The sequence below is a fragment of the Paenibacillus brevis genome (genome assembly GCF_018919145.1).
GTDB classification, from domain to species: Bacteria; Bacillota; Bacilli; order Paenibacillales; family Paenibacillaceae; genus Fontibacillus; species Fontibacillus brevis.
In genome coordinates this window covers 94,972-120,457 of sequence record NZ_JAHLQJ010000010.1, presented here as the reverse complement: position 1 = coordinate 120,457, position 25,486 = coordinate 94,972, and the positions used below count along the sequence as shown (strand labels likewise).

At 48.2% G+C, this 25,486-nt stretch carries 27 protein-coding genes, 1 pseudogene and 1 other annotated feature; of the genes and pseudogenes, 3 read left to right on the top strand and 25 right to left on the bottom strand.

The window, feature by feature from the left end; all coding sequences use genetic code 11:
* Nucleotides 1–84 precede the first annotated feature (84 nt).
* The 11 genes from rpsA to KQJ23_RS12985 all read right to left on the bottom strand — a co-directional run bounded on the left by rpsA (nucleotide 85) and on the right by KQJ23_RS12985 (nucleotide 8,393).
* Complete coding sequence (gene rpsA, locus KQJ23_RS13035; RefSeq protein ID WP_216479316.1) at nucleotides 85–1,320, bottom strand: 30S ribosomal protein S1; 1,236 nt, start codon at nucleotides 1,318–1,320, stop codon at nucleotides 85–87.
* A 114-nt stretch (nucleotides 1,321–1,434) separates the two neighbouring features.
* Complete coding sequence (locus KQJ23_RS13030; protein WP_216479315.1) at nucleotides 1,435–2,016, bottom strand: lysophospholipid acyltransferase family protein; 582 nt, start codon at nucleotides 2,014–2,016, stop codon at nucleotides 1,435–1,437.
* Between the two features lies 1 nt (nucleotide 2,017).
* The gene (gene cmk, locus KQJ23_RS13025) at nucleotides 2,018–2,719 is read right to left on the bottom strand and encodes a (d)CMP kinase (RefSeq protein WP_216479314.1); all 702 of its coding nucleotides are present in this window, start codon (nucleotides 2,717–2,719) and stop codon (nucleotides 2,018–2,020) included.
* A 117-nt stretch (nucleotides 2,720–2,836) separates the two neighbouring features.
* Entirely contained in the window at nucleotides 2,837–3,046 is a 210-nt protein-coding gene (locus KQJ23_RS13020; RefSeq protein WP_216479313.1) for a hypothetical protein, read from the bottom strand.
* Nucleotides 3,047–3,125: 79 nt separating this feature from the next.
* Entirely contained in the window at nucleotides 3,126–3,779 is a 654-nt protein-coding gene (locus tag KQJ23_RS13015; RefSeq protein WP_216479312.1) for a flagellar brake protein, read from the bottom strand.
* Between the two features lie 206 nt (nucleotides 3,780–3,985).
* Nucleotides 3,986–4,210: a hypothetical protein gene (locus tag KQJ23_RS13010; protein WP_216479311.1), complete on the bottom strand. Its 225-nt coding sequence runs from the start codon at nucleotides 4,208–4,210 to the stop codon at nucleotides 3,986–3,988.
* Between the two features lie 175 nt (nucleotides 4,211–4,385).
* Nucleotides 4,386–5,741 (bottom strand): germination protein YpeB, encoded by a 1,356-nt coding sequence (gene ypeB, locus KQJ23_RS13005; RefSeq protein WP_216479310.1) that lies wholly within the window; start codon nucleotides 5,739–5,741, stop codon nucleotides 4,386–4,388.
* A gap of 531 nt (nucleotides 5,742–6,272) precedes the next feature.
* A complete protein-coding gene (locus tag KQJ23_RS13000) occupies nucleotides 6,273–6,425 on the bottom strand; it encodes a hypothetical protein (RefSeq protein ID WP_216479405.1) in 153 nt (50 codons plus the stop codon).
* A 73-nt stretch (nucleotides 6,426–6,498) separates the two neighbouring features.
* Nucleotides 6,499–7,188 (bottom strand): glutamic-type intramembrane protease PrsW, encoded by a 690-nt coding sequence (gene prsW, locus KQJ23_RS12995; RefSeq protein ID WP_216479309.1) that lies wholly within the window; start codon nucleotides 7,186–7,188, stop codon nucleotides 6,499–6,501.
* A 21-nt stretch (nucleotides 7,189–7,209) separates the two neighbouring features.
* Nucleotides 7,210–7,830, bottom strand: a complete 621-nt coding sequence (locus tag KQJ23_RS12990; RefSeq protein WP_216479308.1) for a genetic competence negative regulator — start codon at nucleotides 7,828–7,830, stop codon at nucleotides 7,210–7,212.
* Between the two features lie 194 nt (nucleotides 7,831–8,024).
* Complete coding sequence (locus KQJ23_RS12985; protein ID WP_216479307.1) at nucleotides 8,025–8,393, bottom strand: hypothetical protein; 369 nt, start codon at nucleotides 8,391–8,393, stop codon at nucleotides 8,025–8,027.
* Nucleotides 8,394–8,489: 96 nt separating this feature from the next.
* Between KQJ23_RS12985 and KQJ23_RS12980 the strand changes: the two genes are divergently transcribed.
* Nucleotides 8,490–9,347 carry a polysaccharide deacetylase family protein gene (locus tag KQJ23_RS12980; protein WP_430522299.1) on the top strand — a complete coding sequence of 286 codons (858 nt, stop codon included), beginning with the start codon at nucleotides 8,490–8,492 and terminating at the stop codon, nucleotides 9,345–9,347.
* A gap of 13 nt (nucleotides 9,348–9,360) precedes the next feature.
* Here the strand turns inward: KQJ23_RS12980 and KQJ23_RS12975 are convergent, their stop codons facing one another.
* Together KQJ23_RS12975 and KQJ23_RS12970 are read right to left on the bottom strand one after the other, a co-directional pair.
* Nucleotides 9,361–9,657: a hypothetical protein gene (locus KQJ23_RS12975; RefSeq protein ID WP_216479305.1), complete on the bottom strand. Its 297-nt coding sequence runs from the start codon at nucleotides 9,655–9,657 to the stop codon at nucleotides 9,361–9,363.
* Nucleotides 9,654–10,247 (bottom strand): CPBP family intramembrane glutamic endopeptidase, encoded by a 594-nt coding sequence (locus KQJ23_RS12970; RefSeq protein WP_216479304.1) that lies wholly within the window; start codon nucleotides 10,245–10,247, stop codon nucleotides 9,654–9,656. Before KQJ23_RS12970 ends, KQJ23_RS12975 begins: the two co-directional genes overlap by 4 nt.
* 127 nt (nucleotides 10,248–10,374) lie before the next feature.
* On the opposite strand from KQJ23_RS12970, the gene KQJ23_RS12965 reads away from it, so the two are divergent.
* Complete coding sequence (locus tag KQJ23_RS12965; protein WP_216479303.1) at nucleotides 10,375–11,292, top strand: hypothetical protein; 918 nt, start codon at nucleotides 10,375–10,377, stop codon at nucleotides 11,290–11,292.
* Nucleotides 11,293–11,383: 91 nt separating this feature from the next.
* Nucleotides 11,384–11,612 (top strand) — a binding site (T-box leader).
* Between the two features lie 146 nt (nucleotides 11,613–11,758).
* Nucleotides 11,759–13,348 (top strand): phosphoglycerate dehydrogenase, encoded by a 1,590-nt coding sequence (serA, locus tag KQJ23_RS12960; protein WP_216479302.1) that lies wholly within the window; start codon nucleotides 11,759–11,761, stop codon nucleotides 13,346–13,348.
* A gap of 112 nt (nucleotides 13,349–13,460) precedes the next feature.
* Here the strand turns inward: serA and KQJ23_RS12955 are convergent, their stop codons facing one another.
* The 12 genes and pseudogenes from KQJ23_RS12955 to KQJ23_RS12900 all read right to left on the bottom strand — a co-directional run bounded on the left by KQJ23_RS12955 (nucleotide 13,461) and on the right by KQJ23_RS12900 (nucleotide 25,354).
* Nucleotides 13,461–14,888, bottom strand: a complete 1,428-nt coding sequence (locus KQJ23_RS12955; protein WP_216479301.1) for a sensor histidine kinase — start codon at nucleotides 14,886–14,888, stop codon at nucleotides 13,461–13,463.
* Nucleotides 14,889–15,605, bottom strand: a complete 717-nt coding sequence (locus tag KQJ23_RS12950; RefSeq protein WP_216479300.1) for a response regulator transcription factor — start codon at nucleotides 15,603–15,605, stop codon at nucleotides 14,889–14,891.
* Nucleotides 15,606–15,681: 76 nt separating this feature from the next.
* Nucleotides 15,682–16,944 (bottom strand): cytochrome c biogenesis protein CcsA, encoded by a 1,263-nt coding sequence (gene ccsA, locus KQJ23_RS12945; protein WP_216479299.1) that lies wholly within the window; start codon nucleotides 16,942–16,944, stop codon nucleotides 15,682–15,684.
* Entirely contained in the window at nucleotides 16,941–18,611 is a 1,671-nt protein-coding gene (gene resB / locus KQJ23_RS12940) for a cytochrome c biogenesis protein ResB (RefSeq protein ID WP_216479298.1), read from the bottom strand. The genes ccsA and resB overlap by 4 nt, the downstream gene beginning before the upstream one ends.
* A gap of 22 nt (nucleotides 18,612–18,633) precedes the next feature.
* Nucleotides 18,634–19,161, bottom strand: a complete 528-nt coding sequence (locus KQJ23_RS12935; RefSeq protein WP_216479297.1) for a redoxin domain-containing protein — start codon at nucleotides 19,159–19,161, stop codon at nucleotides 18,634–18,636.
* Nucleotides 19,162–19,676: 515 nt separating this feature from the next.
* Nucleotides 19,677–20,396: pseudogene (locus KQJ23_RS12930) on the bottom strand (pseudouridine synthase); the annotation flags it as partial.
* A gap of 75 nt (nucleotides 20,397–20,471) precedes the next feature.
* The gene (locus KQJ23_RS12925; RefSeq protein WP_283571180.1) at nucleotides 20,472–21,005 is read right to left on the bottom strand and encodes a spore maturation protein; all 534 of its coding nucleotides are present in this window, start codon (nucleotides 21,003–21,005) and stop codon (nucleotides 20,472–20,474) included.
* A gap of 6 nt (nucleotides 21,006–21,011) precedes the next feature.
* Nucleotides 21,012–21,644 carry a nucleoside recognition domain-containing protein gene (locus KQJ23_RS12920; protein WP_216479295.1) on the bottom strand — a complete coding sequence of 211 codons (633 nt, stop codon included), beginning with the start codon at nucleotides 21,642–21,644 and terminating at the stop codon, nucleotides 21,012–21,014.
* Nucleotides 21,637–22,698, bottom strand: coding sequence for a D-alanyl-D-alanine carboxypeptidase family protein (locus KQJ23_RS12915; RefSeq protein WP_216479294.1), 1,062 nt, complete (start codon nucleotides 22,696–22,698; stop codon nucleotides 21,637–21,639). Before KQJ23_RS12915 ends, KQJ23_RS12920 begins: the two co-directional genes overlap by 8 nt.
* Nucleotides 22,699–22,842: 144 nt before the next feature.
* Nucleotides 22,843–23,292, bottom strand: coding sequence for a GerW family sporulation protein (ytfJ, locus tag KQJ23_RS12910; protein ID WP_216479293.1), 450 nt, complete (start codon nucleotides 23,290–23,292; stop codon nucleotides 22,843–22,845).
* Nucleotides 23,262–23,966, bottom strand: a complete 705-nt coding sequence (locus tag KQJ23_RS12905; protein WP_346779394.1) for a DUF2953 domain-containing protein — start codon at nucleotides 23,964–23,966, stop codon at nucleotides 23,262–23,264. Before KQJ23_RS12905 ends, ytfJ begins: the two co-directional genes overlap by 31 nt.
* A gap of 113 nt (nucleotides 23,967–24,079) precedes the next feature.
* Complete coding sequence (locus tag KQJ23_RS12900) at nucleotides 24,080–25,354, bottom strand: extracellular solute-binding protein (protein WP_216479396.1); 1,275 nt, start codon at nucleotides 25,352–25,354, stop codon at nucleotides 24,080–24,082.
* Nucleotides 25,355–25,486 lie beyond the last annotated feature (132 nt).

The following is a 25,486-nucleotide window of genomic DNA, read 5'->3' as shown; positions in this document are numbered from 1 at the left end:
CGTTTGTATCCAATTCTTCCTAAACAAGCAAAATCGGCGAACCCGCTTCAAGGGGCCGCCGATTCATGCTTGCCTTTATCCCGATTACTTGAATTTGCTCAGCTTGTCGCCAAAGCGTTCTCCCAGGGTAATGCTCAACCCTTGGTTGCTAAGAGATACATTCGGGTTATCGCCGAGGTCTTCTTTGCGAACACTGCTTCCCTTGCCAGGCTTCTCACTCTTAGGAGCCTGTTCCGGAGCATCTTCTGTTTCCTTGATGCTGAGACTCACGCGCTTCTCACCAGGGTTTACTTCAAGAATCTTCACTTGAACCGTTTGGCCCTCTTTCAGCACTTCATGCGGAGTACCGATATGTTTATGAGAAATTTGCGAGATATGAACAAGTCCTTCAACGCCAGGTGCGATTTCGACAAATGCGCCGAATGCCACAAGCCGCTTCACTTCACCGGATACGATATCCCCGCTCTTGAAGTTCTCAGCTGCCGTTTCCCAAGGACCTGGAGTAGCCGCTTTAATACTCAGGCTGATTTTGCCCTTCTCAGGATCAACCTTAAGCACCTTCACTTTTACCTTGTCGCCTTCGGACAGTACGTCAGCTGGCTTATCGACATGGCTCCAAGCGATTTCGGATACGTGCACCAGGCCGTCGACTCCGCCTACATCGACAAATGCGCCGAATTGAGTCAGACGCTGAACAGTGCCTTCGATGACTTCGCCTTCCTTCAAGCCGCCCATAACCTTCAGCTTGTTGGCTTCGAACTCTTCATCGAGAACATCCTTCTGGGACAGGATCACTTTATTGTTCTCCTGATCAATTTCTTTCACCTTCACCCGAAGTGTGCGTCCTTTATAATCACTGAAATCTTCAACAAAATGACGCTCTACCATCGAAGCCGGAATGAATCCGCGAACGCCCACATCGGCAACGATGCCGCCTTTTACAACATCAGCAACCGTAACCTCGAAGGTTTCTTGAGATTCGAACTTCTTCTGCAATTCTTCCCAAGCATTTTCACTGTCAATCGCACGCTTGGACAGCACAAGACGCTCTTTATCATCGTCAATGCTGACAACCTTTGTTTCTACTTCTTGGCCAACTTGTACGGCATCAGCCGCGTTGTCCAAATGTACCGAGGACAGTTCACGAATAGGAATAACGCCGTCGTATTTATATCCAATGCTCACATAAGCTTGGTTATCCTCAATTTTGACGATCGTTCCTTTTACTGTGTCCCCTTTTTTCAAGGATACGATTTGTTCCAATTCTTCCTGGCTTGCCACCTCTGCAGCTTCCAATCCGTTCTTCGTTTCTTCCGACATGTGATTACCTCCTCAATTCAAAAAAGCCATTTATTTAAACCCGCAGAAGCGAAGTTCAAAACAATTTAATCCTATTTTCCCAAGTTTTCATGCCTTCATGCATCAGGCCTTGAATTATCCTAGTTTTCTGAGCTCCGAGATTTGCGACATAATCTTCTCGGTAGCCTGCTCGGCTGCTTCAGCACCTTTAAGCTCTTTGAAAGCTTCCAAATCTACCGGTGTCCCGTAGACAACTCTGGTTTTGCGGAACAATTTATAATTGCCGATAATGGCTACCGGAATGACCGTTGCATCACTGCGAAGCGCGAAGGTAGCGGCACCTTTCTTGCCCTCTCCTCCATCATCGCCCTTATGTCTAGTCCCTTCGGGGAAAATGCCCATCACATGACCTTCCCTCAAAAGCAGCAAAGAGGTCTTGATGGATTCCTTGCTGACTCCACCACGCTTCACTGGAAAAGCTCCCAGCTGACGGATGAGCCAACCGAAACCAACGATGTCGAACAGTTCCTTCTTAGCCATAAAGTGTACCTTCCGATCCAGCAAGATGCCGATCGTCGGAGGGTCCAGCAAGCTAATATGGTTGGAGCATAACAATACTCCCCCTGAAGAAGGAATATTCTCCAGACCCTTGGCTTCCAGTCGGAACAAAATCTTGTAAATTCCTCGAAGCAGAGCCCGGCAAATGTTGTAGATCATCCTATTCTCTCACTCTCACAAAAGATCTGCACATCGATATGATGACATCGACAACTTCTTCAAGGTTCAGATCGGTAGTATCCAATAGCACCGCGTCTTCAGCCTGACGTAACGGAGATATCTCCCGTTCCTGATCGAGACGATCACGTCTGGCCATATCTTGAATCAGTTGCTCCATAGTGATCTGGTCCTGCTCTCTCATCTCATTGAAGCGCCGTCTTGCGCGCTCCTCTACAGATGCGGTCATAAATACTTTGACCTCCGCATCCGGCAGCACCGTTGTTCCGATATCGCGTCCGTCCATGACAACACCTTTACGCAGAGCCATTTGCCTCTGGAGCGCTACCAATCTGCTCCTAAGCCCTTCGATCTGCGCATACTGCGACACTTTGGCGTTGACTGCGATGGATCTGATCTCGTCTGTAGCATCTTGTCCGTTAATCACAACTCGTTGTCCATCTGGCTCGGGTATTAATTCAATAACCAGATCCGGCAGCATTTGAAGCAGCTTCTCTTCATCTTCCGGTTCGATTCCTTGTTGCCCGAAATACCAGGTAGCTGCGCGGTACATGGCTCCAGTATCTACATATACATAAGACAGTCTTCCGGCTACCCTTCGGGCGATCGTACTCTTGCCTGCCCCCGCAGGCCCGTCAATCGCAATGTTGATTCTATCTGTAGGTGTCGACGTTGTACTAGCCAAAAGGGAAATCCTCCTTCAAGACGGTCTCAATAAAAAAGCAGGCTTTGCCTGCGACGTGAAAATTATACCACATTAAGACCCGGTATGCAAAAGCACTTGTCATAAATTCGTGCATTTTCAGTGCGCTCCGATGCGTTGGATCGGGACCCCTTCATGACGGTCTGCGGAAGCCAGCACATGTCTCAGCGCAGGTACCGCAAGCGCGGCCTGACTCAGCAGCAGCAAAGCGACAAGTACGATAATTCCTCTTTTGATCCACAGCTCTACCCGATCCGAAAATGTCAGGAACAATTCCGTATAAGCGTCTGCTTTTTTCTTGCTATGCATCAGGTACACCCCTTCTCCAGGATGAAGTCAATAATCCTAGCATATCCAGGGCCGTCCAGATCAAATCATAGTTGAAGCCTTACCGATTGCGAAAATCAAATTGCCGTTCGAAACAATAACGGATAATTTTCTGGCGCTCCATATCCGAGATCGTGATGAGCTTCAGCATCACTCGGGTACGGCCATTTTCCAGCTTCTTGGTTCTCACAATCTCCGCCTCGAACGGAGCATGCTCAATCGAGCCATTTTTGTAAGGAAGCAGGAGCCAGCAGTATAATTGATCTCCTTCATTCAACTTATAAGTCGAGTCGCATAGAAAGGATAATCCTCCCCCGCCGACATCGTCCGTGTAAGCTACAAATCTCGTATTATCCTTCAGCTTGACAGCCAGTTCAAGCTCGGCCACAACCCGCAAAAAGTTACGTCGTTGCACCTTGGTGATAGACTCCTCGCTAGGTTTGCGAATCCGGATCAGATGAACGACATCTTCGGCAAAACCGATCACATATGTATTAAAGTAATTCTTCACGCCTTCATCCGTCAAAAAGTAGATGGACAGCTCATCGCCGACAAATAAGCGCTTAATTCGACCTGTACCGACCTCAATCGGCATTTCGATCAAATAATATTCGTCCTCGATATCGGCAATCCGGGATTTGCACTCCATCTCTTCTTCCTTCTTGTTCGGCGAGGCAACCTGGATATAGACCAAATCATTTATTTTTGGCAACAACGTTATCCCCACTCCTTGACCAAATCTGACAGTATCTGATCTGATTATAGCATGGAGTATAGTATCATGGCGCCAGAATTTTCGCTGGGGAGGGGATCGGGTTTCACCCGTTGCTAGAGTCAGGTTCTGATTGAACATGATTTAGGGCTAGAACCTAACTCTAAAGGCGTCCTTATATTTCGCATCCAATCCCCTTCCTTAGCAAGCTACAGGCAAGATTCATCACTCATATCCGCTTCGCAACCTGAGCCTTCATCTCTTTTTTCAACACAAAGCATCCTTCCTCCGGGTTCTTCGGATTTTAATTTCAATGCAATGAAACCCGCACCTAAATGAATCCGGGTATCTTCATCAAAGGCCCTTTTCATAATTGGAGTCAATTCTTCAACATTCTGTTCTTCCATCGATACAAACTTAATTGAATTTGCCATTTCTTATTTATCCCTTCCCTGTTTATTAAGAGAAATAATAAAGCTATACGTCACGTCAATGTCAATCATGCGTAATTCAAAGCAGGCAAGCATGAAAAAGAGGCGCAGCCCGTGAGCCGTGCCTCTAATATTTGTCTTCGGATATCTCCATTCGCAGCGATACCCGCGCTGTTAATTACGAGCGAGCCCCCTGCTTCTGTCTCTGGATCTCCTCAATCGTCTCTTCCACTCCCGACTCCGCATTTATAAAGATTTTAAAGTCTGAGCCGTTAATGGCACCTCCGAACTCGTAAGTCAGCACCTTCTCGAACATTTCATTTTCAATCAGCGCGAGTCGATGATAATTCACTTTATAATCCGAGTTCAGATATTTGCGAGCTTCCTCCAGGGTCAATTTTGGCTCGCCTACAGGCTGTCTGTTCTCCCGCTCATAGACGTAGTCGCTGGCTTGAATCCCTGTCACATCGCCCGTATCTAATCCAACACGGACCGTGATCTTCTCGGGGTAGATCAATACATCGTTCAATTTGGTCACAAAAGTAAAGGTTGAGGTATTGTCGAACTCGTCATAAGCCACCGGCGTCATATCGCTATATCCTTTATCCTTCAGAAAAGCACTTGCCTTCTCTCTTGCCTGCTCATAACCCACCGCCTTTTGGCCGATCGTCCGGTTATTGGAATAGGCAATGAGCTGCCCTCCATTTTTCGTGAAATCCAGCGTCGTCACCTCGTTATTGGCACCCTGAACCTGAGCCGTGAACGAAGCCCACTCTGTCCCTTTTCCGTTCTCCGTCACTTTGATATCGCCTGTCACACTATTTCCTAGAAATTTAGCCGCTTTATCCTTGATCGTGTCCAAGGTTACCGGCGTACCTCCCAGCTTCTTCACGGATCTGCGATTATACATGCTGGATACGGAAGGTCCCCAATCCAATTCAGGATATTCCCCTACCTTTTTATCCACCGTCTTGAAGCCGTCAATAATGGTGTTGTCCTTCGGCTCATCCTGGCTTGCCAATGCCGTCTCCACATCCATCCAGCGAAGACGGTTGCTGATCACCTTATCCTGCACGGTTTGAAGATCCTTTGATATTTCTGCGGAGCTCTTATAAAGCTCCTTCAGATTTTTGACCTCCGAATCGGACAAAGGCTGCTTCGTTAAGTCACGTACTGCAGTCTGATAAGAAAACTTCGCAATCCGGGACAAGAATTCTTCCGTCTTGTTAAAGGGCAGCATGGTCAGTGGAAGCTGATTGATCTCGTTCTGCGCTTCGCTTGTAATTCTCCATACATTTACCAGTCCCTTACGGTGCGAGCCGGTAGATGCCGAATGCACAGCCAGCGTATTCCCCAGCTCACTGTGCAGCCGGTCCACATGATAAGATAAATCGTGAAATGCCCGCTGGTATTGGTTCTCCGCTTTGATTAGAATCGCATTCTTCTCTTGGTTCTCCTGATACCCCCACACGACGGCACCGATTAATAGAACGGTTGCTATCGGGAACAATATCGCGCTCAGTCGTTTGTACATCCGAACAGACACTCCTTTCTTCTACTGTCTGTGGATAGTTTGACATGAAGCTGGGAGCTTTATTCATTTTTAAAGGTAGTTCAAAAAATCAGCTTTTGATCACGAAGTAAATCTCTATGCTTATTCGACATCGAATCTTGCGTTCACCCTAGAAGTCCGGTACTCATGTAGGGCTTGCCTACACTCCGTTCCTCCTTCTTCAGGTTCTCACAACCTTCTCGGTACTGAAAAGCCGACTTTTTGAACATGCATTTTAGAGGTAGTTCAAAAAATCAGCTTTTGATCACGAAGTAAGTCACTAAGCTTATTCGACATCGAATCTTGCGTTCACCCTAGAAGTCCGGTACTCATGTAGGGCTTGCCTACACTCCGTTCCTCCTTCTTCAGGTTCTCACAACCTTCTCGGTACTGAAAAGCCGACTTTTTGAACATGCATTTTAGAGGTAGTTCAAAAAATCAGCTTTTGATCACGAAGTAAGTCACTAAGCTTATTCGACATCGAATCTTGCGTTCACCCTAGAAGTCCGGTACTCACTCAGCTTCTTCAATAATTTCAAAGCCGTCCCGGTTGTCGCAAATGCACTGCTTGAACCCGGTCTCAATATTGCCGTTCTCCTTCTTCCCCCGTAATATAAAACGCTCGCCGCAATTTTTGCATACAATTTTCACTTTTACCCGCATCAAAAAAAAGGCACCCCTTCCAGTTTCACGCCCGCAGGCCTGCTTCTGAATTCAGGATGCCCTTTATTATACTTGATTAATCCTGCCCTTGTGCCTCAGTAACCCGAAATGGCGAGCTGTTATTCGCCCGGTACATCTTGCTTAGCCCCCCGTACCACAGAAAGGCCATCAACGGAACGATAAACCAAATCCAATAATGGGTTACATAGATTAGGACATAATTGTATATGCCGTGCCACAAAATCGGGAATAGCAGCGAATACACCAAATATTTACGACTGCCGGTTCCGCTTGAAAACTTGGCTCTGCCAAGATGATAGCCCATCATAACACCGAACATTGCATGACCGGAGACCGGAAGCATGGCCCGAATCATCAGCGCCCCAAATGAGGCATGGCTGGCAATGCCGTAGATGATGTTCTCCATCGTTGCGAATCCAAGGGATATCGCAGTAGCATATACAATGCCATCATAAGGCTCGTCGAATTCCTTATGCTTGTAAATCATATGGAAAAGAACAAACCATTTAATAAATTCTTCGACACCCGCAGATATGCCAAAGGAGCCGAGAAGCGGCCCTTCCCCCAGCCAGAGCGTAATGCCCCGCTGGACAATCATGATTGGGAATACGGTAAGGATGCCGACAAAAAACACTTTTATGACCATATGAAGCGGTTCGGCATCATACTTGTCCTTTAGGTAAAAATAGGTCAGTAGAGCAATACCGGGAGCAACCGCCGCCGTAGCAATCGAAAAAATAAGCAACGGCCCTTCCCCTTTCACTTACTAGCTTTGGCGCTTGAAATGACTGCAGATTTGTTCAACCGCACGATCTTCCATAATCAGGCTGCCGTACTCTTCAAGCATGGCCGGCGTGACGGAGGTCGCTTCGCCGTACTCCGCAAGCACAGCAATCAATCCTGGAACCTTTCCTTCTTCAAGCTGCTCAGGTTCCATTCTCAGAATCCATTTCCCGTTGTATTTATACAGACTGCCGATATCGAACAGCATATGATGCAGAACGTGTGCCGCTTCAATGAGAACTTCGAAATCATCGAAGGAATACAATATTGTATCACTTGTCTCAAGCGTAACTTCCATTTCATATACTTCGTCAGGCAGTTCATCCTCGTATGACGCTCCCCCGCCCATATGCGGATGGTCGTATTTTCCCTTCGTAACGATCACGACCATGCCTTGGGCCGGAAGTGCAAACACTTCTACCGCCAAGGGGCCTGTTGCATCGAAGCCCACTTCCGTGTAAGCCTGATCCATCATTTCGGTAAACAGATCGTGGACCTTCGGAATTTCCTGCCACATATCCTCTCTTTGAATACCGCGTTCGCTTAAATCGTCAAACGTGAGGAAAATCCGTATTTTATCCTGGCCAAGTCTCTCAATCCTCATACAGGATCCTCCTCTCCATTCCTTGTTATAACAGATTATGAAACCTGCTCTAATGTGTGATGGAAATGGTTCTTTGTATGTATGTTATCACTTCTTTTCACTAAATGCACGCATTAATCCCGTTCAAAAAAGAAGAACCATATTCCGCCCTTCGGAAGAAAAGTGGAAGATGATTCTTCGGAGTTCATTTACCGTTACAAGCCGGGTACAGCCGTATGCGATTCCTTCAGAATAGCCTCGACCTCGCGGCGTACCTCTGCGCTGCCCTTGATCAGTTCCTTGAGCTGCTTCAGATTGTATTCCTTCGAATGATTCTCGTGGCTCTGTGCGGATGGACTGGGAGGCACCTGGGCCGTGGCAGCGGCTCCCGTGGAATTCGCCTTTGATTCTGCCTTTGCTCCATCATGCTTGTGGGCATGGGAATGACAATCCTTTCCGGACGACGGCATCTTGATATAGGAACCCGCCTCAGTCAGCATGCCTGCCCAGCTTTTTCGTTTTGATGCCCAGACGACAGCAGCCATTCCGAACAATGCTCCGCATAAAAATGAGGAAGATTTCATCCAAACAACCTCCTTGTATGTGTTAAAATCAAATGTAGTGTTCGCGCTTTAGCTCAAACTCATGCGACATAAATACAGGAAAGCGAGAGGATACACTTGATGAGCAAGAAATTGCTGCTGTTTGCCGCGGCCTGCCTGATCTTAAGCTCTTGCGGACAGAAGCAGGACCAGACGGTTGTTCCGACTGAAAATAATACCTCTTTGGAAGCTACAGCTCCCGAAACCGTAACCGTAACCGAACCTCCGGTCGAAGCAGGGACTGAGGAGCAGGAGCCTCCTTCCCAAGCTGCTGAGGAGGAGACGATTACACCGCTGTATCACATTAACAAAGCTTACAGAGTAGTTCCCAATGAAGAAGGGACCGAGACCAAGGTGGTATTGCTCACCTTCGATGACGGCCCCAAAGAACAGGAAATGATTGATGGTCTCATTGATACATTGGACAAACACAAAGCAAAAGCGATTTTCTTCGTCAACGGCTATCGCGTCGAGACTCACCCCGAGCTGCTGAAGCTGATCCATGACCGCGGCCAAATTATCGGTAACCATAGCTGGGATCATATCGACCTGAAAAAAGAATCCGAAAGCGAAGCTCGCAAGCAGGTGGAGGAGGTGCAGGCCATCGTCGAGGAAACCATCGGGGAGCGCCCCCGTTTTTTCCGTCCTCCGTTCGGCTCCGGCAATGATCAGCTTCATCAAATTGTCGAAGACAATGACATGATTTATATGACCTGGTCCAACGGATCGTTGGACTGGGATTCCAAGAACAAGAATAAACCGGAAGCGGTGATTCAAAATGTTCTGGAACAGCTCCATGCCGGCAGCAATATTCTGATGCATGAGCTTCCTTGGACGGTCGAAGCCCTTGATAGCCTGCTTACCCAGCTCGAGGAAAAGGGCTATTCCTTTGTTGATCCGCGGACCATCTCCGAGGTACCCGAGCAATCGGAGTGACTGGTGTTAAGTACTATAGTCCGTGCTCCTGTCCCCAAGGGGAAGCGCTAATCCCCCACCAGAGCAAGTAAATCGTAATCCCTATAAAGACGTATAGTAATACATTGTAAAATATTCTAGTTATCCGCAGACGCTGGGAAGGGAACAACTCCCTTCTTGGCGGCAATCCGGATAGATCCAGTCCTTCCTCCTCTACCTCTGCTTGCAGCGCATGCTGCACTTTTTCCGGAAGCGATGACTTTGGCTTAATCTGTTGTTGGCGCCGACGCGCCGCCCGATGGCGTTCACTCCGGCTCAAATGCTCGTTCATGCTTCCCTCCGAAACCGGATTACTAATCCTGAGATAAAATCAATTAAAAAGTGACATACAATAGGAGCCCATAAGGTTCCGCTTTGCAAATAAATGTAGCCTAGCCCATAGCTGCTGACAAACACCCAGCCCGTCGGAATCCAGTGTCTTAAATAACGGATATGAATGACGGCAAATAAAATACTGGTCCAGTATGGGCCAAATCCATGCTGAATAGCCCCCCGAAACAACAGCTCCTCGCAGATGGCAACGACGATGGAGATAACGGCGATATGCCATATCGGGCGCGCCTTGAACAGCAGTTCATTAATTCCTCCGTCATCCATCGCATCCTCGGGGACAAGCCTGGAAATCAACAGGTCCACCAAAAACATGACCCCTGCCAAACCGAGTGCCCACCCCAAAAAATGAATTTGTTCAGGAAATTGTAATAATGTAAACGGATTTCGTTTCTGAAATAATAGGATGATTAAACCGATAATTAGAGTAAGTCCCTGAGTCAAATACAAATTGACCAGCAACATTTTTTCACTGAGCTGCCCTGGGTCCACCTGCCGGATCTTGATCTTGCTGAATTTAGACTTTTTCATAAGTATTCATTTCCTGTCTTAAGTTATTGAGTAAATAAGGATACATAGCTTTTAACGGCAAGCTCAGGCATCTGTTTTATGCTTGCTCACGGACTAAATATGATGAGGCAAGGAGCGTTAAATCAACATGAAACGAAAACAATCACGCATCGAGGTATGGTTTTCCATCGGATTTCTGTTCACGCTGATCGCCGCATTCGGTACATTCTTTCTTGGCTTAAGCCTGGGCATCGAACGCACGGAAGCCAAATACATTAATCTGAAAGAGAGCATCCTTGAGAGGGAGACTGATGCCTCTTACACACAGCAGGAGCTGCTTACCTTCTACTACGTTGCTTATCAGCCCTATTTGCAATTCAAGGGCGAGTACCTGAAATTGGAAAGCAAGCTGAGCCGTACAGAGTCGGGAATCACCGCCTCCAAGTTAATCAAAGAGGTGCAGAAGTCCTCTCAAACCATGTATAATCAGATTTCCGAGCATCCGGTATCCAATTCTTCTCCGCTTCTGGTGGATGCGCAGCGTGACATTCTCAAAAGTCTGAAGCTGTTTGATGAGGGGCTCGACAAATATGTATCCTTGCTCGGTGGAGAGAAGGGTCCTGTATTGCTGGTGGAGCTGTCAGGAGACGAGTTCGCAACAAGCGCCCAGGAATACGGTCTTCAAGCCCAGAATAAATTTTACACCTCAATCATGAAATGGTGCGCGAAGACCGACAGCAATACGCCGAAGGAATTTGCATTAAAACAGGATACCACTACCAAAGAATGGAGCGGCTACTCGTTGTCTTTGAAAAATAAAGCCGTGTCCGATGTGATGCTAAACTCCAAGCTGTACGTCTCTTATCAGCCGCAGGACATGACTGCCAAGATCGACCAGATGATCAACAGCGGCAAGGCGGCCTCTCTCGGTCTCTCGAATGTGAGTGCGATCGTCAAGGTTCTTACAGAGACCGAAGCTGTTCAGGATCAGGAATACGACAAGTGGAAAACAGTCTATTATGCCTCCGAGCATCTTCCAGCGCTGCCGTTCTTCTCGGTTCAATAAAATCATAACGAAAAAAATCGTTGCGTTCAAGGCGGTACGAGCTATTGACACCTCTGACAGAGCATGATACATTATGAAAAATTAGTTTTGTAATAAGACAATGAAGGAAACAAGGTTGTCCGGAAGCTCCCAGAGAGCCGGTGGTGCTGCAAACCGGTAGCGGAACGACAGCTTTAGCGATCCTGAGTCATTGCGTTGAACCCCTATAGTAGACGCAATCGGATGAATTCCGTTATCATTCTGTCAATGTTGACACTGAGACCTTGATCTGAAAGTCAGGGTGAATTAGGGTGGTACCACGAACAACTCTCGTCCCTTACTACGGCAGTAGTATGCGGATCGGGAGTTTTTTTATTACCCGCTTTCCCCTGCTTCGCGGTCATGCCGCACCTCAATCCTTTGACACAGTATAACGGTAATGAGAAAAAGAAATTAAAGAAAACAAAAAAATGGGAGGCAAGAAATCATGTTTAAAGTGTTAGTATCGGATCCTATTAGTGACATGGGTATTCAACAACTCATGGATGCAAGCGACGTTATTGTAGACAAGAAACCAGGGCTAAGTGAAGATGAGCTCGTCGGCATTATCGGAGAGTATGACGCATTGCTTGTGCGCAGCCAGACTAAAGTCACGGAAAAGATTATGGCTGCAGGCACACAGCTGAAGGTGATCGGGCGCGCAGGCGTCGGCGTAGACAATATTAATCTGGAAGCAGCAACCAATCGCGGGATCGTCGTCATTAACGCTCCTGACGGGAATACGATTACTACCTGTGAACATGCTTTTGCCATGATGATGGCTCTCGCGCGCCACATTCCGCAAGCCTATGCCAAGACGATTCAAGGAACATGGGATCGGAAATTCTTGGGTGTAGAGCTACGCAACAAGACGCTGGGCGTCCTGGGTATGGGACGAATCGGCAGCGAGGTAGCAAAGCGTGCCAAAGCGTTCGGTATGGACATTCTCGGCTATGACCCATTCCTAACCGAAGACCGGGCTGAGAAGATCGGCGTGAAAGTCGCAACCGTGGATGAGATTGTTCGTCAGGCAGACTTTATTACCGTGCATACACCGCTGACACCAGAGACTAAGCACATGATCTCCAGACCTCAATTCGAAGTGATGAAGAAAGGTATGCGGATCATCAACTGTGCCCGCGGCGGTGTAGTAGACGAGCTGGCGCTTGTTGAGGCGATCGATCAAGGCATCGTTGCCGGAGCTGCATTTGACGTCTTCGAAAAAGAGCCGCCTGAAGCGGATCATCCTTTCCTCAATCACCCGAAGGTCATTGTCACTCCTCACCTGGGCGCTTCCACAGTTGAAGCCCAAGAGAATGTTGCAATTGACGTTTCGGAGCAAGTACTGCATATCCTGCGCAATGAACCGTTCAAGAATGCGGTCAACATGCCTCCGGTAGCTCCAAGCGTTATGAGCAAGCTTCAGCCCTTCTTCGGACTGGGTGAAAAAATTGGCACTTTCGCAACTCAGCTTAACAATGAAGCGGTTAAGGAGATTCACGTCGATTATGCCGGCGACCTCTCAGAGGTGGATACCCAGCCGCTAACCCGTTATGTCATTAAGGGAGTTCTGTCCCGCCACTTCGGTTCGGATGTGAACATCGTCAACTCGATGCATCTTGCCAAAATTCGCGATGTGAATGTGGTTGTATCCAAAGCTTCTGCTACCAAGGGCTTCACCAACCTTCTCAGCGTCACCTTGAAGTTCAGTGACGGAACTGAACGCCGTGTGGCCGGCACCTTGCTTAACGGCTTCGGCGCCCGTATTGTTCAAATCGATAAATTCCCTGTCGATTTCGCACCGGAAGGGAACCTCGTCTTTATCGCTCATAACGATAAACCAGGCATCATCGGTAATGTCGGCACACTGCTCGGCAAAAACAATGTGAACATCGCAACCATGCAGGTAGGACGTAAAATTGTCGGCGGCGATGCCATTATGGTGTTGGGTGTCGATAAAGAGGCTCCAAAAGAAGTGCTCAATGAGCTTACCAAGCTGGCCGAAATCAATAAAGCATTGCAAATTAATTTCAACTAATTTCGAATCCGTTAGGAGATTGTTTCACGTTGAACAAGATTTATCTTGCGGATTCAACAAAAAAGCGCCCTTTTTCAAAAAAAGGGCGCTTTTCTTCGTTTTCATACTCTTGTTATTCGACAGGCAGCAGCATATGGAATGTCGTTCCTTTTCCAAGCTCGCTTTCCGCATAAATGGTCCCTTGGTGGGCATCCACAATATTTTTAACGATAGAAAGTCCTAGTCCGGTCCCTCCGGATTCGCCCCGAACACGGGCCTTATCCGCTTTGTAGAACCGATCAAATACGAACGGCACATCATCAGCCGGTATACCTACCCCGCTATCCCGCACCGACACGTGGATCATTGTTCCGCGGGCACTCTCCTCAAGCTGCGCTTCTATAGCGATACGTCCCTGCTCAGGCGTGTGCCGGAACGCATTATCCAGCAAATTGGTCATCACCTGCTCCAGACGATCCTCGCTTGCAGCCTTCAGCGTGAGCGGCCCTTCACCTAAGTTCAGCTCAAGATGAATCAAGCTATCCTTCGCACGAACCAAAAACTTACGGTGGATTCGTTCCGCAAGCTCCCGAAAATCCATGCTCTCCTTGGACATATCAATATAGCCGGCTTCCATCCGAGCCAAATCGAGCAGATCCCGAACCAAGCGCCCCATCCTCAAGGATTCATCATGAATGACCTGTACGAGCTCCGCACTTTCCTCCGGCGAGCTTGCCATGCCGTCTAGGAGCGCTTCACTGTAGCCCTGCATCATCGATAAAGGCGTTCTGATCTCATGGGATACATTAGCGACAAAGTCGCGGCGCATCTTCTCCAGCTGAACTTCCTCGGTCACATCACGGAGCACCGCAACTGCGCCACGGATCTCGCCATCCGAAGTCAGTGGAGCCATGTGAACAGACCAGACCCCCTTCTTCACATGCACATTCATGCTCTGATCGCCTTCCCGGTTAAGCACTTGATGAAACATCTGCTCAAGCGGCTTCGGCACATAGGGAAGCGGGTTATCTGACGGCTCCTCCACGTCAGGCTCTTCCCCAAGGAGATTAGCCCACATGTTCATAATAATATCCCCGGGAGGATTCGTCAGAATGACGTAGCCCTCGCGATTTAGCGTAATAACCGCATCATTCATACTCCGCAGAACACTGGAGAGATGCTCCTTCTCATGGTTAAGGCTGCGAATCGTAATCTCCAGCTCCTGGGCCATGTAATTGAACGTATTCGCTAACACCCCGATCTCATCGCTCGTTCGCAGTGACAGACGGGTGTCATACTTGCCCTTGCCGACCGACTCAGCCGCTTGAATAAGCTGCTGCATGGGCTGCGTAATTTTCGTGATCAGGAACAAAGCAAAAAAGGTGGTCAAAGAGAAGCCGATAATCGAAACGATCAAGAACAGCTTCTTGATCGCTCCGGGATTCGTAAAATTGGTATCAATGTACGGCAGAAAGAACAGACCTACCGTAAGGAGAACGAGGGCAACCAGACAGATGATCGTGATCCACAACTTGCCGACAAGCGTTCTCAGGAAGCTCACTTATTTTGCAACCTCCAGCTTATAGCCTACGCCCCAGACCGTCGTAATCATCGCGGCCGACTCTGGAGATACCTTGTTCAATTTCTCGCGGAGACGCTTAACGTGGGTGTCCACCGTCCGCAGATCTCCAAAGAATTCATAATTCCATACATCCTTCAGCAATTCCTCACGGGAAAACACCTTATCCGGAGACACAGCCAAATAATGCAAGAGCTCATACTCCTTAGGTGTCAGACTGACTTCCTGTCCGCCTGCCGTTACTCGATGTGCATCATGCTCGATGATCAGATGCGGAAATACAATATTGTTGCTTGGACCGCTGTCCTTGGACAGGTACGCGGTAGCGGAAGCCCGGCGCATAATCGCCTTGACACGGTAAATGACCTCACGCGGACTGAACGGCTTCACCACATAGTCGTCGGCTCCAACCTCGAAGCCTTGGACGCGGTTAATCTCTTCTCCCTTGGCAGTGAGCATCAATACAGGCGTCGATTTAACCTGTCTCAGCCGGTTGCATACCTCTACCCCATCGATTCCGGGCAGCATGACGTCGAGCAGAATCAGATCGTAATCGTTCTCGGTCGCTTTTTTCAAAGCAATCTCTCCGTCCTCCGCTTCATCAATCACATAACCTTCCTTTTCCAGATACATTTTGAGCAGACGGCGAATGCGCTCTTCATCGTCGACTACAAGAATTCGATTTTCTTGATCTGACATAGACAACAACCCCTTTACAATCTTACGCATATCCTGTTAAGTCCATCATGTTCGTCATAAGTTAATACTTATATCATTAGTCTACACCTGCATAGGAATGCAGCCCGGCGATAATTAAATTTACCCCAATGAGTGTAAACATAACTACAATAAACCCAATCACTGCGAGCCAGGAGCTTTGACGGCCCTGGAACCCGCGCGACAAGCGGAGATGGAGATAAGCGCTATAGAAGAGCCACGTAATCAGCGCCCACACTTCCTTCGGATCCCAGCCCCAGAAACGCCCCCAGGCCTGCTGAGCCCAAATCATGGCGAATACAAGAGCTCCAAGCGTAAAGATCGGGAATCCAATCGCGATCGACCTGTAGCTGATCTCATCCAGATCGTCGGGATCCAGACTTTTCAGCGTTGGCGCAATCAGCCTGCTAAGCGGTTTTCTAAGCAGCAGACGCAGCAAGAAATAGAGAAGAGTACCTGTTACAACCGCCCATATTACGGTGTTTAATTGTCTGCCCGCTTGCTCTCCCTTCATCCATGAAGGCGCCTCGAACCAAGGAAACTTCAGGCCTAGAAAGGAATCTATGTACTCAGGCTTGCTGTCATCAGGAGCTACAATCGGCGGTAAATTATACACTATTCTTTCTATTGTACTATCTTCCTGTACTTCGCTGTCAATCACTGTCGTATTTTGCACGAACACAGCTTCATAATTTGCGGCTCTGAATCCGTACACAGATATAACAAAGCCCAATACTATAATAATAGAATAAAGCGTAAATTCAAGCCATCTTTTTTGCCTTAGCGAACTTTTATCCTGTTTGTCGAATTCAACGGTCCGCAGCAAATACATTAATCCGGCGGCGAATCCTATCGCGAAAAAAGCCTCCCCGGTCGCTGCAAGCGTAACATGGATGTAGAGCCAGATCGATTGCAATGAAGGGATTAGCGGCTGTACGTCCTTTGGAAAAACAGCGGCATACGCCATGATAATGATGGCCACAGGAAGCGCGAACATGCCGATGAGTATCTTTCGATAAATTAAGAAGATTACAGTAAAAGCAAGCATAACCATCATCGACAGAAAAGTCATGAATTCATACATATTGCTGACCGGAATATGTCCGCTGTAAGCCCAACGGGTTCCGCAATAGATAAAATGGGACAACAGGCCCAGAGAGGAAGTAACAAATGATACAGTTCCCCATTTACGCTCATGCCGAACCGGATCACGATTTCTCCAGGTTTTCCCCGTTACGGCCACCACATAAAAAATAAAGGACAAGCAGTATAAATAAAAGGCAACTACAAAGGCTAATCTGCTGATCTCCAATACATTCATACTTGGTTCCCCCTGTTTTCCAAATGCTTCTCATCCACATCTACACCCATGTCTTGCAAGAAGCGGGCTACCTCCCGACGCAGGCCGAACCAGTCCTTTGATGTATGTGCGCCAAGAATCAGCGTCTGCCCGTCAAGCCGAAGCCAGATTCTCCGATGATGCCAGTAAAATCCGAGCACAAGTCCCAGCATGACGATTCCAAGCCCGATCCATACAAAAGGCATCGCCCGATCCACTCTGATGTTCAAATAACTAGATGAAGCGATGAAATCTACATCCTCCATCCCTAACACATCCAGCGCCAGTCCACTATCCAATCCGCCCAGACGTTTGTTAATCGCATCCTGCTGGAACCGCTCTTTATCAATCTGCTTCGGAAAATAAATATACTGCACGCCTGCTTCCGGCAAATCCGGCCCTTTAATCACAAACAGAAAAGCAGGAGCATTAGGATCCTTTGACTTGGATACCGGCTTGCCCTCTTCATTAAGATCGAAGTCCATGTACTTATTGCTTAATTCCAGCGTATATGGACCGACCTGGTACGTTTCCTCGGAGTTCGTCATACTTAGCTTGAACTTCCCATAGGATTCTCCGGTATCTGCCCGAACCAGACTCGGTGTAACGGACCGCAGCTTCGGCGTTAAATCAAAATCGAACTGATAAACCTTGAATCCGTTATAATTGAGCGGATCATTTACGCGGATATCATGGCGCTTCACCTCTTCAAGCACCGGCTCCTTAGAGGGATCGTCACAATCTGCCGTACATTGGTACAATACAGCCTTTGTCTCAAATAGCTTGGGAACGACCCGTCCCGATTCCCGGAATTTCTCGGGCAGCTCTTCCTCCGGATAATACTCCACTGTAAATCCTTCATTCTTGAGATACAGATTGCTTTCTGGAATCTTCGTGACCTCTCCTTCGGGGAACCAGTAATGCTTATCGATCTGCAGGCCTGGAAGCCCCCGGAATAAGACCGCCAGCAAAAAAATGATAAGTCCGATATGGATAATGTAAGGCCCCCAGCGGCTGAATCGTTGTTTCTCGGCAAGTAGGGCATCTTCATCATGCTTCACTCTATAGCCCTTTTTCTTTAGTGAAATAACAGCCCTGGGGATCCAGCCTTCCGTCAGATTCTCAACAGGAGCTTCATAGACAACCCGCTGCCGGATCAGAAATTGCCGGTGCTTACGTATTTTCTGTCTGGAAAGCGCCTTGTACAACGGCAGTACTCTGTCCAGACTGCAGATCACGAGCGAAGCTCCGATCATCACCAGCAGTGTTACAAACCACCAGGATTCATAAGTGTGAGATAAGCCCAGCTTGTAATAGATATCACCGATCGTTCCGTACTTCTGCTTATAGAAGGTGGATGGGTCGAAATAGACAAAATTGCTTTCCTGCTCAAAAACCGTCCCGAATATGGCCCCGACCAATGTAATGATAATCAGATACACGGCAACCTTGACCGAAGAAAAGAAGTTCCAGATCCGGTCAATAAAATTGGGATTACTCTTTTGAGAACGCCGGGCCACACCGTCATAACGCATCTCAAGCGGCTCGGTCGATTGATCCGAATCATATAACGGTTTGCCGCAAGCCTCACACAGTACGGTTCCCACCCGATTCTGATGACCGCATTCGCATTTTGTGTTCTGGATCAATACTCTAGCTCCTCCTGTCGTATCAAGGCTCTACTAATTTTCCGATTTGCTCGTCCAGCATCGTCAAGTCCAGCTCGCCTTCATGAATAGAGACAATGCTGCCCTTCTTATCGACGAAAAAAGTTGTCGGCATTGGAACAATTCCATATTTCTGGACGGCTTCATTCTGCGAATCCAGCAGAATCGGGAAATCCACGCCGACCTGCTTAACGAAACGATCCACCGTCAAGCGGTCTTCTCCTGTATTGATGCCTAGCATAACGACATCCTGATCCCGCCATTTCTCCCATTGCGCTTGCAGTGCAGGCATCTCGCTGACGCAGTACGTACACCAGGTAGCCCAGAAGTTAATGACTACAGCCTTTCCCCTGTACTCCTTCAAGCTGTGAACGCTTCCATCCATTCCAAGCAGTTTAAAGTCAGGAGATGTGCTCCCTTGGGTTGGCCTTCCCTTGTGATCCCCGAATACCGTTGAGCCGATTGCGTATCCGCCCAGAACAATAATGAATAATAAAATCACAATTTGAACAGGGCGTCGGGCTTTCCCCATGCGCTTCCTCTCCTATCTATGATGTTTTTCATAAAATCAATGGACAAATCGTGAATATCCTATGAACATTATAACGAAAAACGACATACTTTCAGATGGGGAAATTTTGAATATTGTGTGTCATGAATAAAAAACACCTTATTATCTCCTGTAATTGGACAGAAAACAATAAGATGTTTGAATTATTTTTTATATTTTTACTATTTTCCGCGCCGCCGTGAGTCCCCCGCTTTACGACTTCTCGAGCCATTTGCCCCGGCTCTACCCGCCGGCTTTGCTTTGGAAGCTGGTCTTGATGATGATCTTGCCGCTTGCTTCGGCGCTGGTTTTGCGGTCGACTTGGTTGAAGCAGGCTTTCCTGATGCCGGTCTTGCCGGCGTGATTCGATCATTTGCCGACTTCGTTGCTGGTCTTGCCTTCGGCCTAGGCTTAGGCTTAAATTCTTCTGCGGCTTTAGCATGCGAATCAGCCGGCGACTTCAATGCAGGCTTCCCCGCAGATGATTTGCCCGCTTGCTTTGCAAGCTTCACCAAGCTCTCTACTTCATCCTTGGTTAAGTGGCGGAACAATCCCCTCTTCATGTTCCCCAGGAACAAGTCTCCAAATGAAATCCGCTTCAGCTTCGTTACCGGATGATTAATAGCCTCAAACATTCTTCGGACCTGACGGTTACGCCCCTCATAAATCGTGATGGAGATCGTGGAGTGCCTCTGCTCCGAATCAATGTCATGATACTCCACCTCTGCGGGTGCAGTCATTCCATCCTCAAGCATGATGCCATTCTTTAGCTTGTCCAGCTCGCTTCCATGCGGCACTCCCTTAACCGTGGCCAAATAAGTCTTGGCCACATGATGCTTGGGGTGAGTCAGCAGATGAGCGAACTCCCCGTCATTGGTCAGCAGAAGCAGACCTTCCGTATCATAATCCAGGCGGCCTACCGGATACAGCCGCTCGGTAATCCCCTTCAAATAATCGGTGACAATTTTGCGGCCCTGCGGGTCCGAAGCGCTGGTAATAACACCTTTAGGCTTATTAAATACCAGATACATCTTTTTCTCCGTACCGATGGCCTTGCCATTTACTGTAATTTCATCTACGTCCGGGTCAGCTTTCGTCCCCAGGGCCGTGACGGTTTCGCCGTTCACCTGAACCTTCCCGCCCAGGATCAGTTCCTCGCATTTGCGCCGTGAAGCCACGCCCGCACCCGCAAGTATTTTCTGAAGTCTTTCTTCCATAATTAATAAGTCACCTCATACCCATGATACCTATTGGAAGTCAAAATCACAATAGCGGGGGACTCGTTATGTATTTTAGCCAAACAACAGCAAGCACACGGCAATCGCGGCAATGAAGCCGACGATATCGGAGAATAGTCCGACCTTCAGCGCATATCTGCCGTTTCGAATACCCACTGCGCCAAAATAAACCGTCAACACATATAACGTGGTGTCTGTGCTTCCTTGAATCGTTGAAGCAATTCTTCCGATCATGGAATCAGGTCCGTAGGTCTTGATCAAGTCCGTGGTAAATGCCAATGATCCCGTACCCGTCAGCGGACGCAAAATGCCCAGCGGCAGCACCTCGGACGGAACCGACAGGCGGGCCAGCAGCGGCGACAGCCAGCCTGTGAAGAACTCCAGGGCACCGGAGGCGCGGAATACGCTGATCGCAACCATCATTCCGACAAGATGGGGAATGATACCGATCGCCGTGGAGAAGCCATCCTTAGCGCCATCTACAAACGACTCATATACCGGGACTTTTTTAAAAGAAGCATAGAGCGGAATAAAAGCTATCATTACAGGAATCGCCCAGTTAGAGAGTATGTTGATCCAATCCAGCAAGATCTATCACCCTTTCAGTGTATAGGATGCCTCATTAGGAGGAGACACGGGCGGCTTTGTCCAGGCAGAGCGCTTTCTGTACCATCGGTCCGCGACAATCGCGGCAAAGGTCGCAATAGCAGTCGCCAGCAGCGTTGAACCTACAATTTCAGCGGGATTGGCTGAATGGAAGTTTAACCGGATGGCTATCAATGTCGTTGGAATCAAAGTGATACTTGCCGTGTTAAGCGCCAGCAAGGTGCACATTGCCGGGGAAGCGGACTGTTTGTCCGGATTTAACTCCTGCAACTGCTGCATCGCTTTTATTCCCATGGGGGTGGCTGCATTCCCTAGCCCCAATAGATTAGCGCTCATGTTGGACAGAATATAACCCATGGCAGGATGGTTCTTCGGAACATCCGGGAATAAATAAGATACGACCGGCCCGAGCACTCGGGAAATAGCCCGAACCAGTCCTGAATCCTCGGCAAGCTTCATGATGCCCATCCAGAATACAAGCACGCTGATCAAACCGAAGCATACCGTCACACCGGTGGCTGCTCCTTCAAAAGCAGCCTGCGTTACAATCTGAATATCCCCTTTAATCGCCGCGAAAATAAACCCGATTAAAATCAAGCCAAGCCAGATTTTATTAACCATCTCCCAGAATCCCCCTTGCATCGTAGACGGGCACAATCCCGATCTCCCGGTCACCCAGCCTGATCAGAATCTCCCCCCGATAGCCGAATAACCTGCTGCTGGACATCTGTTCCTTCAACCGGAATTCAACCATCCTTGCCTCTTCCGCGCTCAAAGGATAACTAAAGGTGATTCCGGCCTTCAATCCGTTCTGAACCGCTTGCCCTGCTTTAATTAATGTCTGCTGCGGGTAATGCTCAAATCCGTAATCAAGCAGCTTGCGATGGTCATTCCAGTCGTCGCCGTCATTGATCGTTACAGCAACAAGCTGTTGATTATTACGGGTGGCCGAGCTGACCAGACAGCGTCTTGCAATTTTCGTATATCCTGTTTTCACCCCATCGGCACCTTCGTACAGACGGAGCATTTTATTTTTGTTGTCCCACTTGTAATCCCAGGGATCATTCGGATTCGGCGCTTTACGTGAAGGGGTGCGAACAATCTCCTTGAATACAGGGTTATGCATGGCATAGGCCGTCAGCTTGGCCAAATCGTTAGCAGAGGAGTAATGCCCGATGGCATCAAGTCCATGGGGATTCTGAAATTGCGTATGCTGCAGCCCCAGCATCTCAACCTTCTTATTCATCAGCAGAACGAAACCCTCTTCAGAGCCGCCTACATGCTCTGCTATTGCAGTAGCCGCATCATTCCCCGACCTCAGCATTAATCCGTAGAGCAGATTTTCCAGACTCATCTCTTCTCCAAGATGAAGGTAAATGGAAGAGCCTTCCTTGCCATAGGCGCGTTTGCTGACCTTTACCCTATCGCTCATCGTCCCGTGCTCAATCGCTACAATAGCTGTCATGATCTTCGTCAGACTTGCGATTGGAAGCTCCTCATCTCCGCGGGTGCTGAACAATATTCTGCCCGATTCCACATCGATAAGGGCCGCTGCCTGAGCATTCGTTGAAGGAGCAGCACGGATATGTCCCTCCGCTATCCCCCACAGGGGAATGACAAGCGCCAGAATGATGATATATTGGATGATTCTTCTTAGCTGCATAGTGATCTTCATCTTCTATTCCTCCGAGTGGTTCTAGTGAATTATATGTCCTTCTTAAGGAGAGTATGTCCAAGCTCTCTTGAGCTTAGAGCAGACTATCCGGTAGATTTAAAAAAATCCCCTCCCGAATCACCGGAAAGGGACCAGCTTGTTCGATTACAGTAAAGGCGCTTCAGATTCTGCTGCCCTTTGATTAGTAACCACCACATGATTCCCGCCAGGGATCATGGATTCGATCTTGTCCATTACATAGGGTACGGAGTCGATCAATTTTTCGAACAAGTGTGTTTGATTATCTAAAGGAACGATGTGCACGCCTTCTTTGCCCACGACCAGAAAGGCAATAGGATTGATGGATACGCCGCCGCCGCTACCTCCGCCGAAAGGTCTGGGCTTCGCCTCTCCGTTGTTGCTTGTCTGGTTCTCATCCAGATGAAAGTCGCTGCCTCCGGCAGCAAATCCGAAGCCGACGCGGCTGATTGGAAGAATTACACTGCTTCCGTCCGGCGTCTGCACTGCTTCACCCACGATAGTATTCACATCGACCATTTCCTTGATGTTCTCCATCGCTGTTTTCATGAGCCCTTGAATAGGATGTTCAGCCATTTCCTCATTCCTCCTTTCACTTTTAGCACGCGAACTATGAGTACCAGTCCAGCATATATAGCATGTCCGCAGCGAATTTTGGCTATGCAGCTCAATTCGGTGGTAAATATCGGCGGGCTATTGAACAAGGGGACAACGAATAACCTCGGCTGCTGCCTTAGGGAAATATATTGACTAAGCCAGCCTACTAACGTGGATTTGATGGCCCATAGCGTACCGGTTAATGTCGCTGTTACGGCTGCATCCGACAACGCCACATTGGTTGACCAGTCAAACTGCTGGAAAGATATTTTCTTTAACGTCGTTTTCAACCATGGAAACAGCCCTTCTGTGGATTGAAGAATCTGCCTGACCCGTTCACTCCACTGGTCAATTTTCTCCTTGTTAATATGCTGCTTTTCACTGTTCGTATGACCTGAAAACAAATTATCGGCATGGTCATTTTCTACCTTCAATCCCGTTCGCAGGTTGCTGAAGCTCATCCGAGGAATGATATAGTGAAAATGAATGATGCCGAACAGCATGGTAACTTCGATCTTTATCGTTTCATCCTGATTGCTCTTGCGGGCTTTCATTTGAATGGTGATCGTGGACCTCAGGACTAGGATCATCGCCAAAAACAGCACCATCAGTAATGCGATCAGGATGACTCCGAGCCAGTCCCATAGCGACACGGAAAGCCCTCCAAGCCTGTATCAGATTGTGATCTAGGCTTAGTATGACTCCTGTAGTGAGATTTAATTCCAATCCAAGCGAACCTGTCTTCTTTAACCCGAGACAAATACTTCTAATAGCCTTTCTCCAAAGCAGCTTCATGCTCTTTGACGAATTGCTCCGGTGTAATGGCTTTGCCGAACAAAGCCTGAATCATGTTCAGATGCGTCTGGGCGGCGTTCGGTTTCATCTGCACATCGGCGAACAGCGTCAGGTTGCTGGCATTGCCCAATTCGTCCAACAGATCGATATATATTTGCGGCAGATCGGACGAAGAGGTATCTACCTTGGTCGCCGGAATAACGCCTGCCGTGCTTACCGAGCTGGCCCCCCACTTATCGATAAAATATTCAACGAATTCCTTTGCCTCTTCCTTTACCTTGGAATTCTCGGCGATGAATAAACCGACGCCCGGCCCGCCTACCCAGCTGTTGATATCTCCCTTGCCCCTGTCCAAGGTCGGAAACTTAAAGAAGCCTACCTTATCCTTGAATTGCTGAGGCACCTCAGGATTAGATGTAAAATTCGGAATTTCCCAGGTTCCTGTCAAGTACATGGCCGTTTTTTCATTCATGAATTCGGATTTGCCCTCATCGTTGGACAGCCCGTTGAATCCTTTGTTGAAAGCATTCATATCTACGAGCCTTTGAATTTCCGCAGCGGCTTGGATCAACGCAGGATCTTCGAACGTGCCTGAGCGGTCTATGGCCTTCTTCATAGTCTCAGGTCCGCCCAAACGGTCGGCCAGATACATATACCACAACGAGCCCGTCCAGCGGTCTTTATTGCCTAAAGCAATCGGGGTCACCCCATTGCTGGATAATTTTTCAACGATGCTCAAAAATTGATCGTAAGTTTGCGGTACCTCTAGATTGTACTTCTCGAAAATAGCCTTGTTATAATAAACCGGCGAAATATTCAGTTCAATCGGCAAGCCGTAAGTCTTCCCGTCCACGGCGTAGGCGTCGGTCGTCCCCGGAAAGAATTTGTCCTTCAGACCTCCGCTCAGCAAATCATCCAGCGGCGCAAACAGCTCGCCTTTGACATAAGGATCCATGAATCCGGCCGCCCAGGTGACGCCTACGTCAGGAAGCTCGTTGGATGCGGACAGGATCTTCAGCTTGTTCTTGTATTGCTCATTCTCCAGCACTTCCTGCTGAATCGTTACATGTGCATGCTCGCTTTGATATTGGTCAATGATCTCGTTAACAAGCTTATATTGCTGTGCGGATACGTCCTGAGGCCACAAATGCATCATCTTGATCGTTACTTTTTTTGTATCCCCGTGCTTGTCTTCAAGGGCTCCAGCGCGTTCTGCCGGATTGCCGCAGCCTCCAAGCGCAAGCATTATCGAAAGCGCAATCAAAAGGATCGATGTCGTTTTCTTTGCCGTCACTTATTACATCTCCCATCAATTCGCGTTTATATGGAAACGCTTTAAATCAACTGTATCATCCTGATTACGCTTTCAAAAGTTCAC

What these genes read in the sequence shown, in the direction of transcription:
- rpsA (WP_216479316.1), bottom strand. Translation starts at nt 1,320, where the DNA reads ATGTCGGAAGAAACGAAGAACGGATTGGAAGCTGCAGAGGTGGCAAGC.
- KQJ23_RS13030 (WP_216479315.1), bottom strand. Translation starts at nt 2,016, where the DNA reads ATGATCTACAACATTTGCCGGGCTCTGCTTCGAGGAATTTACAAGATT.
- KQJ23_RS13020 (WP_216479313.1), bottom strand. Translation starts at nt 3,046, where the DNA reads ATGCATAGCAAGAAAAAAGCAGACGCTTATACGGAATTGTTCCTGACA.
- KQJ23_RS13010 (WP_216479311.1), bottom strand. Translation starts at nt 4,210, where the DNA reads ATGGCAAATTCAATTAAGTTTGTATCGATGGAAGAACAGAATGTTGAA.
- ypeB (WP_216479310.1), bottom strand. Translation starts at nt 5,741, where the DNA reads ATGTACAAACGACTGAGCGCGATATTGTTCCCGATAGCAACCGTTCTA.
- KQJ23_RS12990 (WP_216479308.1), bottom strand. Translation starts at nt 7,830, where the DNA reads ATGAGGATTGAGAGACTTGGCCAGGATAAAATACGGATTTTCCTCACG.
- KQJ23_RS12985 (WP_216479307.1), bottom strand. Translation starts at nt 8,393, where the DNA reads ATGAAATCTTCCTCATTTTTATGCGGAGCATTGTTCGGAATGGCTGCT.
- KQJ23_RS12975 (WP_216479305.1), bottom strand. Translation starts at nt 9,657, where the DNA reads ATGAACGAGCATTTGAGCCGGAGTGAACGCCATCGGGCGGCGCGTCGG.
- KQJ23_RS12970 (WP_216479304.1), bottom strand. Translation starts at nt 10,247, where the DNA reads ATGAAAAAGTCTAAATTCAGCAAGATCAAGATCCGGCAGGTGGACCCA.
- KQJ23_RS12965 (WP_216479303.1), top strand. Translation starts at nt 10,375, where the DNA reads ATGAAACGAAAACAATCACGCATCGAGGTATGGTTTTCCATCGGATTT.
- serA (WP_216479302.1), top strand. Translation starts at nt 11,759, where the DNA reads ATGTTTAAAGTGTTAGTATCGGATCCTATTAGTGACATGGGTATTCAA.
- KQJ23_RS12950 (WP_216479300.1), bottom strand. Translation starts at nt 15,605, where the DNA reads ATGTCAGATCAAGAAAATCGAATTCTTGTAGTCGACGATGAAGAGCGC.
- ccsA (WP_216479299.1), bottom strand. Translation starts at nt 16,944, where the DNA reads ATGAATGTATTGGAGATCAGCAGATTAGCCTTTGTAGTTGCCTTTTAT.
- KQJ23_RS12935 (WP_216479297.1), bottom strand. Translation starts at nt 19,161, where the DNA reads ATGGGGAAAGCCCGACGCCCTGTTCAAATTGTGATTTTATTATTCATT.
- KQJ23_RS12920 (WP_216479295.1), bottom strand. Translation starts at nt 21,644, where the DNA reads ATGGTTAATAAAATCTGGCTTGGCTTGATTTTAATCGGGTTTATTTTC.
- KQJ23_RS12915 (WP_216479294.1), bottom strand. Translation starts at nt 22,698, where the DNA reads ATGAAGATCACTATGCAGCTAAGAAGAATCATCCAATATATCATCATT.
- ytfJ (WP_216479293.1), bottom strand. Translation starts at nt 23,292, where the DNA reads ATGGCTGAACATCCTATTCAAGGGCTCATGAAAACAGCGATGGAGAAC.
- KQJ23_RS12900 (WP_216479396.1), bottom strand. Translation starts at nt 25,354, where the DNA reads ATGCTTGCGCTTGGAGGCTGCGGCAATCCGGCAGAACGCGCTGGAGCC.